Source organism: Fusibacter sp. (genome assembly GCF_057447755.1).
Window position 1 is genome coordinate 1 of sequence record NZ_JBVBZF010000115.1, and the last position, 10,583, is coordinate 10,583.

12 protein-coding genes are annotated in these 10,583 nt (G+C 36.9%); 3 read left to right on the plus strand and 9 right to left on the minus strand.

The window, feature by feature from the left end; all coding sequences use genetic code 11:
- Positions 1–200 precede the first annotated feature (200 nt).
- The 6 genes from AC220I_RS12900 to AC220I_RS12925 all read right to left on the minus strand — a co-directional run bounded on the left by AC220I_RS12900 (position 201) and on the right by AC220I_RS12925 (position 5,881).
- The gene (locus AC220I_RS12900) at positions 201–542 is read right to left on the minus strand and encodes a winged helix-turn-helix domain-containing protein (RefSeq protein WP_486724253.1); all 342 of its coding nucleotides are present in this window, start codon (positions 540–542) and stop codon (positions 201–203) included.
- A gap of 159 nt (positions 543–701) precedes the next feature.
- Complete coding sequence (gene arcC / locus AC220I_RS12905) at positions 702–1,643, minus strand: carbamate kinase (RefSeq protein WP_486724264.1); 942 nt, start codon at positions 1,641–1,643, stop codon at positions 702–704.
- A 104-nt stretch (positions 1,644–1,747) separates the two neighbouring features.
- A complete protein-coding gene (gene argF, locus AC220I_RS12910; RefSeq protein WP_486724254.1) occupies positions 1,748–2,740 on the minus strand; it encodes an ornithine carbamoyltransferase in 993 nt (330 codons plus the stop codon).
- A 227-nt stretch (positions 2,741–2,967) separates the two neighbouring features.
- Positions 2,968–4,200, minus strand: a complete 1,233-nt coding sequence (arcA, locus tag AC220I_RS12915) for an arginine deiminase (protein WP_486724255.1) — start codon at positions 4,198–4,200, stop codon at positions 2,968–2,970.
- 412 nt (positions 4,201–4,612) lie between these two features.
- Positions 4,613–4,879: a Veg family protein gene (locus AC220I_RS12920; RefSeq protein ID WP_486724256.1), complete on the minus strand. Its 267-nt coding sequence runs from the start codon at positions 4,877–4,879 to the stop codon at positions 4,613–4,615.
- Positions 4,880–5,023: 144 nt separating this feature from the next.
- Positions 5,024–5,881: a sugar phosphate isomerase/epimerase family protein gene (locus tag AC220I_RS12925; RefSeq protein WP_486724257.1), complete on the minus strand. Its 858-nt coding sequence runs from the start codon at positions 5,879–5,881 to the stop codon at positions 5,024–5,026.
- Between the two features lie 158 nt (positions 5,882–6,039).
- Between AC220I_RS12925 and AC220I_RS12930 the strand changes: the two genes are divergently transcribed.
- Both AC220I_RS12930 and AC220I_RS12935 read left to right on the plus strand, forming a co-directional pair.
- Positions 6,040–6,258: a hypothetical protein gene (locus AC220I_RS12930; RefSeq protein WP_486724258.1), complete on the plus strand. Its 219-nt coding sequence runs from the start codon at positions 6,040–6,042 to the stop codon at positions 6,256–6,258.
- 32 nt (positions 6,259–6,290) lie between these two features.
- A complete protein-coding gene (locus AC220I_RS12935; RefSeq protein WP_486724259.1) occupies positions 6,291–6,608 on the plus strand; it encodes a YbjQ family protein in 318 nt (105 codons plus the stop codon).
- A gap of 14 nt (positions 6,609–6,622) precedes the next feature.
- Here AC220I_RS12935 and AC220I_RS12940 read toward each other — a convergent pair whose 3' ends face one another.
- Complete coding sequence (locus AC220I_RS12940; RefSeq protein ID WP_486724260.1) at positions 6,623–7,219, minus strand: SOS response-associated peptidase family protein; 597 nt, start codon at positions 7,217–7,219, stop codon at positions 6,623–6,625.
- A 158-nt stretch (positions 7,220–7,377) separates the two neighbouring features.
- Here AC220I_RS12940 and AC220I_RS12945 point away from each other — a divergent pair, with 158 nt between their 5' ends.
- Positions 7,378–8,283 (plus strand): hypothetical protein, encoded by a 906-nt coding sequence (locus tag AC220I_RS12945; protein WP_486724261.1) that lies wholly within the window; start codon positions 7,378–7,380, stop codon positions 8,281–8,283.
- Between the two features lie 184 nt (positions 8,284–8,467).
- On the opposite strand, the gene AC220I_RS12950 is transcribed toward AC220I_RS12945, so the two are convergent.
- Both AC220I_RS12950 and AC220I_RS12955 read right to left on the minus strand, forming a co-directional pair.
- Positions 8,468–9,967: a bifunctional diguanylate cyclase/phosphohydrolase gene (locus tag AC220I_RS12950; protein WP_486724262.1), complete on the minus strand. Its 1,500-nt coding sequence runs from the start codon at positions 9,965–9,967 to the stop codon at positions 8,468–8,470.
- A partial coding sequence (locus AC220I_RS12955) for a dehydroquinate synthase/iron-containing alcohol dehydrogenase family protein (protein WP_486724263.1) occupies positions 9,957–10,583 on the minus strand: 627 nt, incomplete at its 5' end. The genes AC220I_RS12950 and AC220I_RS12955, both read right to left, overlap by 11 nt.

A 10,583-nucleotide genomic window follows, 5' to 3' on the forward strand; every position in this document is an offset into this window, starting at 1 on the left:
GATGATGATACATCAACCTCTTCAAACTCTGACACCAGCTCTAACTTCACCAATAACTTTTTACAAAATTATGCAATCAACCAATACTTAAGTTCTTCTAAAATGGACCTCAGTTCATTCTTTGACGTTTCAGAATAAAATACTGGTTGATGACCAATGAAAAAGAGAGGTTTTATCCACTGGGATACTACCTCTCTTTTCTATTTAACGGTCTTCTTTTTTTTAATAATAAAACCATAGCCTCTTATGGTTTCTATTTCAAGGTCTGCATTTGCATCCTTGAGTTTTTTTCTCAGCCTTTTGACAGTGTCATCAGTTGCTCTTGTTTCTATTGGATACTCAATTTGCCATATTTCATTTAAGAGCTCCTCACGACTGATTGCTTTGTTTTCATGCTCGACGAGATATAAAAGAAACCTGTATTCAAGTCTTGTCAGTGGTATTTCGCAGCCAGAGACCTCCACACTGTGAGCGTCACAGTTGATTTGGACATTTCTAATTTCCAATTCGCCCATTGCTTTATCATATGTATTTCCCCACATTGCGCTATTTCCCCTTTTAAAAATAGATTTTCTTTATAATACGCCCTAAATCTAAACTGTCTTTAAAACTTTTCTTAATTAATTCTAAAATTGTAGAAAAAAAACACCGATTTATAGGAAATCGGTGTTTGTCTGTGTCTTTGATTTAGGTAAATAGGATTACTTGTTGTTTACCACTAGAGTACCCGTTGAGCCTTCGATGCCCTCTTTTGCTTTTTCAAGAGAAGTGATCAAGGCCTTTCTACCTGGCTTAGAATTAGCAAACTTAAGTGCTGCTTGAACCTTAGGCAACATACTGCCTGGTGCAAAGTGTCCTTCAGCAATATATTGATCTGCTTCTTCAGGCGATAAAGTTGATAACCATTTTTCTTCTGGTTTACCAAAGTTAATCGCAACCTTTTCAACTGCTGTAAGGATGATCAAATAATCAGCATCTAAGAGCTCTGCAATTTTTTCAGATGCAAAATCCTTATCGATTACAGCTGGAATTCCAATAAGTTTGTTGCCTTCTTTATAAACTGGAATACCGCCACCACCAACAGTGATAACAATGTGTCCCTTTTCAACTAAAGCTTCAACGGTTTCTTTTTCAGCAACATCCACTGGCATTGGAGAAGCAACAACTCTTCTATAGCCTCTGCCTGCGTCTTCAACCATTACATAACCTTTTTCAGCGATCATTTGGTCGGCTTCTTCTTTAGAATAAAAAGCGCCAATTGGTTTTGTTGGGTGAGAGAATGCTGGATCATTCTTATCTACAACGACTTGTGTAATGACAGTTGCAACTGGAATTGCCATGTCTCTATTTAAAAGTTCTTCTCTAATAGCATTTTGAAGGTGATATCCAATGTAGCCTTGGCTCATTGCACCACACTCTGGAAAAGGCATTTCAGGTGTTTTTGCTTCTGATTGAGAAGCAGTTGACATTGCAAGATTGATCATGCCAACTTGTGGTCCGTTACCATGTGCTAAGATAACTTCATGTCCAGCAGCAATAAGATCAACAATTGGTTTAGCAGTATGTTTAACAAGCTGTAATTGCTCTTCTGGATTTTTTCCAAGTGCGTTACCGCCTAGAGCAACAACGATTTTATCCTTCATTTTCATAAAAAAGCCCTCCTATAACTTATATAATTGGTAAGCGCCTCATATCGAGGCGCAATTTAATCATACAAGCAGTTTAATATTAGTACAATGTTAACGGATTACAAATTACCGATTGTTGAAACCATAATTGCTTTGATTGTGTGCATTCTATTTTCTGCTTCATCAAATACAACTGAATGTTTGCTTCTGAACACTTCGTCAGTAACTTCCATTTCATCGATACCATGAGCTTCCTTAACTTGTACACCCACTTCAGTCATTTGGTCATGGAAAGCTGGTAAACAGTGCATAAAGATTACATCGCTGTTTTCAGTTTTCTTGATCATATCCATATTTACTTGGTATGGCTTTAATTGCTTGATTCTCTCAGCGAACATATGCTCTTCACCCATAGAAACCCAAACATCTGTATAAATAACATCTGCGCCTTTAACAGCATCAACAGATTCGCTTAATTCGATTTGACCACCAGTTTCTTTACAAACTTCTTTCATTTCAGCAACTAAATCTTCAGTTGGCCATAACTCTTTTGGCGCAAGTGCAACGAAGTGCATTCCCATTTTAGCAGCACCAATCATTAAAGAATTACCCATATTATTTCTAGCATCACCAGCATAAACAAATTTAACTTTGTTAAGCGGCTTTGCAACATGCTCAGTAATTGTTAAGAAGTCTGCTAGGATTTGAGTTGGGTGATACATGTCAGTTAAACCATTCCAAACTGGTACGCCAGCAAATTTAGCTAAATCTTCAACAGTTTCTTGTTTAAATCCTCTAAATTCAATACCATCATAGAATCTGCCAAGAACTTTAGCAGTATCTTCGATACTTTCTTTTTTGCCCATTTGGCTATTTGTTAAAAATGTTACTTGAGCGCCTTCATCAAATGCAGCAACCTCAAATGCACATCTCGTTCTTGTAGAAGCTTTTTCAAATAATAAAACGATATTTTTGCCTTCTAAAAGATTGCCTCTGATTCCAGCACGTTTCTTAGCTTTTAAGTCTCTAGAAAGGTTTAATAAATATCTAATTTCTTCAGAAGTGAAATCTTTTAAAGTCAATAAATGTCTTCCTTTTAAATTTACAGGCATGAGCTGTTCCTCCTTAAAATGGTTTAATTATATTTTTAAGCATCTAGCTTAAGTTCGGTTTATTACCTACACCATCATTTTACATTAAGTTTTAAGATAATGCATCTAATTATTGAAGTTTCAACTTCTATTTAAACCTCAATATCTGGTGATCAAATAACAAGCCTCTTTTAATTCAGATGATAAACCTTGGAGTAGCTCCAAGGTCAATAGGTTTTTTATAAATTTTACAATTTTTCTCTGTAAAGTGGCATTGACATACATCTTGGACCGCCTCGGCCTCTTGATAACTCCGAAGATGGTATGATGTGCAGTTTGATGCCTTCTTCTTCTAATAATCTATTTGTCACATGGTTTCTTGAGTAGACGATAACTTCACCAGGTGCTATTGCAAGTGTATTTGAGCCGTCATTCCATTGTTCTCTGCCAGCATCTATTCCGCGTTTGCCACCACATCTGATGAGTTTAACTTGATCACCATCAAGATATTTTGTTAAAATGTCTTCTAATTTTTTTGTTTCTTTTTCGATAACATACTCACCTTTGCCATCACCTCTTTGAATTGAATAAACCGTTAGGGGCCCTTCAATTTCAGGATGAATTGTGAACTTATTGTGGTCCACCATTGTAAACACGGTATCAAGGTGCATAAATGCACGCTCTTTTGGAATGTCAAATGCCAAAATGGTCTCAAAAGGCTGACCATCAGCAAACACGCGTTTGGCAATTGTATCAATCGCAGCAGCGTCTGTTCTTTCAGATACACCGATCGCGATGACCTTTTCGCTTAAAACGAGTTCATCGCCACCTTCTATTGAATAAGGTTGGTCACGATCATACCAATAAGGAATCTCTACATTTTTAAACATTGGATGATATTTAAAAATATACTTGGCGAAAATCGTTTCACGTCGTCTTGTTACAGTTCGCATCTTATTAAGCGAAATTCCTGTTCCAATTGTTGCAAATGGATCTCTTGTAAAATAAAGATTAGGCATTGGATCGACCACAAATGGGTAATCCGACTCAATCATATCTGCTAAAGAATAAGATAAACCTACTTTAAATTCTTCGCTTCTTATACCTGCCATCATTTTATCAACAAGAAGTTGATTGTCCTTAAAGCTTTCATAATAAGCTTTAACTTGCTCCATTCTCGTTTTGTTGATAATGCCCGCTTCTTTTACAAACTCTTCTATAAAAATTTCTTTTACCGATGAGTCCTTCATTGTTTCAGACATTAATTTCTCAAGGTATAATACTTCAACGCCATTATTCCTAAAAACATCTGCAAACGCATCATGTTCCTCACGCGCTACTTTTAAGTATGGAATATCGTCGAAAAGCAGTCTCTCCATTAAGTCAGGTGTAAGGTTCTCAATTTCTTCACCAGGTCTGTGTAGTAGTACTTTTTTAAGTTTTCCGATTTCCGAATAGACTTGTAATCCATTTTGATTCATATTAACCCCTCTTTCAGCCACTACCAGAATATGGTATTTTATTCATTTTGTTGACTTCCACAACTAGTATAACACTAGTTTTTTAACTTAATCAACCCCGATTTTTCAATGTTTTTGGGATGTTGTTGTTTTTTTATACAGACCCTGTATATTCATCCAATGAATAAAATTACATTTTTTGTAAGTTCGGGTCGTTATTTTACCCGTTCACTGACTTATACCTTTTTTATGTCCACATACCCCTGATATGCAAATGTATATTAATGAATTAGATTTAATAAAATTGTTTTTAATTTTTTTAAATTTTCTCACAATTCACCAATAGTTAAGCATGTTATATTGCCTAATTTTTTACTTTTTTTATGATTAACCCCATTTTAGACAAAAAAAAATAAGGTTCCCACCCTTATTTTCACGAAACCATTATTTTATCGGCCGTACCCAAAATTGTAACTTCAACAGACTCTGTTAATATGTCTGAGTAGCTAAATGACATTGTTCTCTCCGAATCTCTACCTTCATCAACACGAACGGTAAAAACACTTGGAAAAGCATCTTGTATAATGCCTTCTCTAACTTTTGCTTTGCGTTTTCCCTTATTCGTTCTTAGGATGACCTTTTTACCCAAACAGTCTTGCACATTTCTTTTGATATCATCTAATGTCTGTCTAGTTGCCAACTTTACCACCATCCTTATACTATAGCTAAAATTATTGTAACATCACAAACATAAATTGTCAAATATTATACAACGTCTCGTAATCATTGTCAATACTCATTTTCTTGAATTCTGCACCTTTTTTTTGAATATGTTAACAAATATTTAACAATTCTGAAAATAATCCACCATGCTTTTTATCCCGTCTTTATAGTACTTTTCGCCCATAAACAATGGCGCTGCCTCAATAATAATGGGCTTATCCCTTCTCATTATTAAGTCAAGAACCTCTTTGGTATCAAAAGCCCATCCTTCTGCCTTTTTTTGATTAAGATGGGGCACGATGTGTTTGTATTTTTGATAGACTTCACTTTGGCCATAAACTTGGCTCCCCATGGTTGTCCAGATATGATATGCCTTTGCAACCTTTGAAAATTGACTAAGTACCCTCATAAAATCAAACGACCAAATGATCGACGCAAAATATAAATGACCTGTGTCTACCAATATGCCCAGATTAGAAAAGGGTTCTATCTCGTCAATCCATTGCTGTGGTTCATAAAAGTTAACATTGGATCCAAAATACTCAAGCAGCAAGGTCACATTGTAGGTCTTGGCGATTGTATCCATTCTCTCCAGAACACCCCTTAATCGCTTTAAAAAAACCTGTGAGTCTTCTTTGTTAGTTATGACGCCCGGAAAATGGACTACATAATACTGAATTTGATAACTTGACAGCTTTTCGAAATTTAAGGTCAACATTTCAAAGGCAATTTCACGTTGCTGGTCGTCTGCTTCTAAGAACATAGCATCCAAGTAATCACGTGTGAAGCGCTTAGGCATCTCTATCGGCAGGTGAACAGATATTGGCAATCCAAGTTGATTGGCACGTTCCAAATCAGTATAAATCTTGATCTGATTAGCTTTCAAAGGCTTCTCTCTTCCTAAACAGACTTCTGCACAATCAAGACCGTGGTTTCTTAATGCTTCTATATCAAAATGAGCTGTATTTGTCCCCAGCATATGCCACCTCACACAATTATTTAATGGTTTTTTAATACCTCACCAATGTGTTTTTTGTTAAAATTAAATTAAGAACACAGGGTTAAGACACTATAATTTTATCACAGTAAGGCACTTTTATAAACGTGCCGGTCAAATGACGGAAGGAGCGATTCCACATGATTAAAAAACTTAGTATTGCATTTGTTGTATTGATGGTATGTATTATTTTGGCAGCAATATCGACGATATTTATGCCATCGCTCCATCTTTTGGTCGTCATTATCAACGACGCTGCTGTTGGTTTATTAATCATAGGAATTGCCTTGATCATTACACTTATTATTGACCGTTATCGTGATTATAAAAATGAAAATGATGATTATAAAAAATATTGATGCTTCAATGATATCACAAAGGAGGGTTTTTTATGTTATTGGTTAATACACCTGAAATTCCTGGGAAACAGATTATCCAAACAATTGGGCTAGTTAGGGGAAGCACCATTCGCGCAAAACATATTGGAAAAGACATTGCCTCTGCCTTTCGACATCTGGTCGGCGGCGAAATGAAGGAATATAGTGAAATGCTAAATGAAGCACGACAGATTGCTACAAAATTGATGGTAGATGAAGCCCTTAGCCAAGGTGCAAATGCCATTGTCAATATTCGTTATACCACATCAAGCGTTATCCAAGGTGCAGCAGAAATTTTAGCTTACGGAACTGCTGTGATTATTGAAGAATAATCTTGAAGGCCACCTTATTTGATAAAATCATCATTAAAAAAAGAAAGTTGCATGGTTGGCTCTAAATTTTCCACAGTGAAGTTTAGAGCTTTTTTATGGGCAAAATCTTTGAGAAAGGCTTTAATCTTCAATGAAGTCAACCAATTTTCAAGTTCTTCTGTCTCAATGATTAAGGGCATTCTATCATGAACATGCTCAATGGACGCATGTGCCTTTGTTGTGATGATACTCACGGTTTTAGAGCTTGAATCATAAAGACCAGCCATATTTAGAAGACCGGTGTCCGAAGTAATTTTACATTTCTGCTTTTGCACCTTTTCCCATTCATAGTAACCCGTAGCTGGGACAATACAGGGTTGCAATCGACTATACAAATCACCACTCAAGATGGTTTCAATTCTTGAATTTATCAAATTTCGCTTTGGCATGATCTTTAGGCCCCAAACGAACGCCTGTATCGCTCTCCCATGATCCTTATGAACAACAGTCAAAATAGATTGACTCGGAAAAATTTCAATTTTCTTTTCATAAACATCTCTAAAGTCTTCAAAAATCTTATACCTTTCAATTAACGCCTCATAATCTGCATCTAATAAATATCTACCACACATCCTAAATCACCTCTTCCTACTATTATAACGGTTTTGCCTATAGGTCGCTATTTTTTCTGCTTGATAAATCCTTTATACCCCAATTACAATAGTTTACTTTTCAGTAAAAAAGGATATAATTAATTTAAGTTGTTTGCTATTACCTTCGGAGGTGAATTATGAAAAAATTAATATCAATATTAATGGTTATCTTCTTGCTCAGTACGCTGGTTATCGGTTGTGCAAAACAAGAACAACCTGAAACAACTGAAGTTACCGCAAGCCAACCAGCACCGGCAGAAGAAACAGCCCCTGCGACTACTGAACCTGCTGCAACAGGCAAATATGCTGACGGCATTTACTTTGCTCAGGAAGATCAGTTTAACCCTGAAACCGGTTGGAAGTCAACTGTCACACTTACTGTGGAAAATGGTATGATTTCAAAAGTTGATTGGAATGCGGCAAATGTCAATGCTGGTAAAGACAAGAAAACCGCTTCAATGGATGGCGATTACGATATGAAGGTTGCTGGTGCTCAAGCTGATTGGCATGTACAAGCAGAATCCGTTGAAAACTTCTTAGTTGAAAAACAAGATGTTGCAACAATCAATCTTTCCGATGCTGAAGGCCATACAGATGCAATTGCCGGCGTTTCAATCCATGTTGGTGATTTTACAGGCCTTGTTGAAAAAGCGTTAAGCAAGGGACCTGTTGGTAAAGGTCCATACAAAGACGGTTCATATTTTGCTGAACTCAAGGATTTTGCTTCATCTGGATGGAAAGACAATGTTTCGCTTACTGTAATCAACGGAAACATTGTTGCAGTCAACTGGAATGGTACCAACAAAAATGGTGGTAAAGATAAAAAAACAGCCTCTATGGATGGCGACTACGGCATGGTGAAAAACGGTGGCGCATCGTCTGAGTGGCATGAGCAAGCTGCAAAGGTAGAAGCCTTTTTACTTGATCATCAATCTGTAGACCAAATCACTCTAACATCAAATGCACACACTGATGCCGTGGCTGGCGTTACGATCGCAGTTGGCGATTTCGTTACACTTTGCCAAGAAGCACTTTCAAAATAAAGCATAAGGGATGAATCAAGCAAACAACAAAAACCAAGTTTAAAAAACTTGGTTTTTTTACATACATCATTCGTCCTTGGACAAGATTCTTATACTTGCCAGGAGCCATCAAAAGCGCTAAAACAAGATTTAGACCTTAAAAGATTTTATATAACATGATTTGAGCATCATGCTGTGATGAAGTTTATTTTTCATCCTTTAGCATTTCAATCTCATAAATGTGATCCAGAAATAAATCTGTAAGCTTGGGATCAAACTGTTTCCCCTTAAACTTTAATATTTCCTCAAGGACCGCTTCTCTTGCCATAGCCTTCCGATAAGGTCTATCGTTTGTCATGGCATCATATGCGTCGGCCAAGGAAAGAATCCTACATTCAATGGGGATTTTTTCACCTGAAAGCCCCAGAGGATATCCACCACCATTCCAATGTTCATGGTGCATTAGTATTAAATTAGCAATGTGTGCAAGTTCTGTTGAGGCACTTGCAATCCTCTGTCCAATCTCACAATGTGTTTTCATAATGGTCATTTCTTCTTCTGTCAATGGCCCCGGCTTCATTAAAATATGATCCGGAATACCAATCTTGCCAAAATCATGAAATTTAGCCAGCAATCTTATGCTACCAAGCTGCTGCTGGGGCAACTCGAGCTTCTGACCGATAAAAAGTGCAATAAACTCAAGGCGTTCAGCATGACCCTCTGTGATGTAATCTCTTGCTTCAAGCGCGCTCATCATAGTTGTAACAATCTCATTTCGCACACTGCCACTTTTGAGCAATTTCTTGCGATACATCATCTGGTCTGCTTTTGCGAAGAGAAGATGTGAAGCGTTTATTTTATCAGAGTTCATGGCATATCCTATGCTCACACTGATTTTTATTTTTTTGTCCAGAGCATAAAAATGCTCAAATTTCTGATCCAAATCATGGGTCAATCGATCAAGTATCTTTTCACTGATGTTTTCTAGTATAACACCAAAATCATCGCCACCAAGTCTTCCAATAATACCACGATCCCTAAAGTGACTTTTTATAACCTCAGCGATTTCTCTAATCATTTGATCTCCAGCCAAATGACCAAAGGCATCATTGATAAGCTTTAGGCCATCAATATCAAAAAGAATAAGGCCCACATTGGTTTTGTGTTCAGCAAATAGCCCCATTAATTTCTCTTCAAAATAAGAGCGATTGTATAAATCCGTCAAATAGTCTCTTGTTGCCATATATTCAAGCTTTTCAAAAAAATCCTTTGACTCAGTGATGTCTCTAATAATCAACAAAACTTCACCCTTGCCAGTTGGTACAATCCTAAGTTCGAACCACCGATCCTTAATTTCCATCTCGAAAGCACGACTCTCCATCAAGTTGAGGACTTCATCAATTGCACTGGTAATGCGATCAGTCCATTCTGATTCAAAAATAGCTTCTAGAACCATTTTTTTCATAGGCTCATGGCCCATGCCATCAGGCAATATCACCTCACCATAGTATTCAAAATAGTTTCCCTCATGATCGCGCAAGATAAGAAGGTCCGGAATGGCTTTTAACAAGGCATCATTTCGTCCATTGATCTTTTCAAGCTCTTTAATTTTAGACATCAGCTCTGGATAGTAATTTTTTCGATTTGAACTCTCACCAAGGCCAATGATTTTTCGCCTCAAACTTTCATTGTTATTATGAATCATATTTTAATACCCTTTCCAAGACTTTAATGACATCTTCATTTGTCATTGCCACAGGATTTGTTACCATGCATGGGTCCATCAAAGCAAACTCAGATAACTTGTAAATTTCATCTGTTTTAACCTCTAAATCAATGGTTCCCTTAATGCCAAGTGTCAATCGCATTTCTTGAATTGCCTTAATTAATTTTTCTTTAGTTGGTGACTCAATGCCAAAAGCTTCTGCAATTTTTAAATATCGATCCTCTGCATACCCAAAGTTATGATCAATCACGTGCTCTAGCAAGATACTATTGCATTCACCGTGTGGCAAATCAAATAAGCCTCCTAAACTGTGGGCCATGGCATGAACTGCACCCAGACTTGCGTTAGAGAAAGCAATGCCTGCATGTAAACTGGCCAACATCATTTCATTGAGTGCTTCTTCATTTTTACGGTTTTCATAGAGCTCGATTAAAGAACTTCTAATTAGCCTTATCGCTTCAAGTGCATGAAGATCTGTAAATGGTGATGAAGCATTTGAGACGTAAGCTTCAATAGCATGTGTCAGAGCATCCATACCCGTGCAAGCTGTTAAATAGCCATCCATCGTCGTCAATAAAAATGGATCTATCAAGGC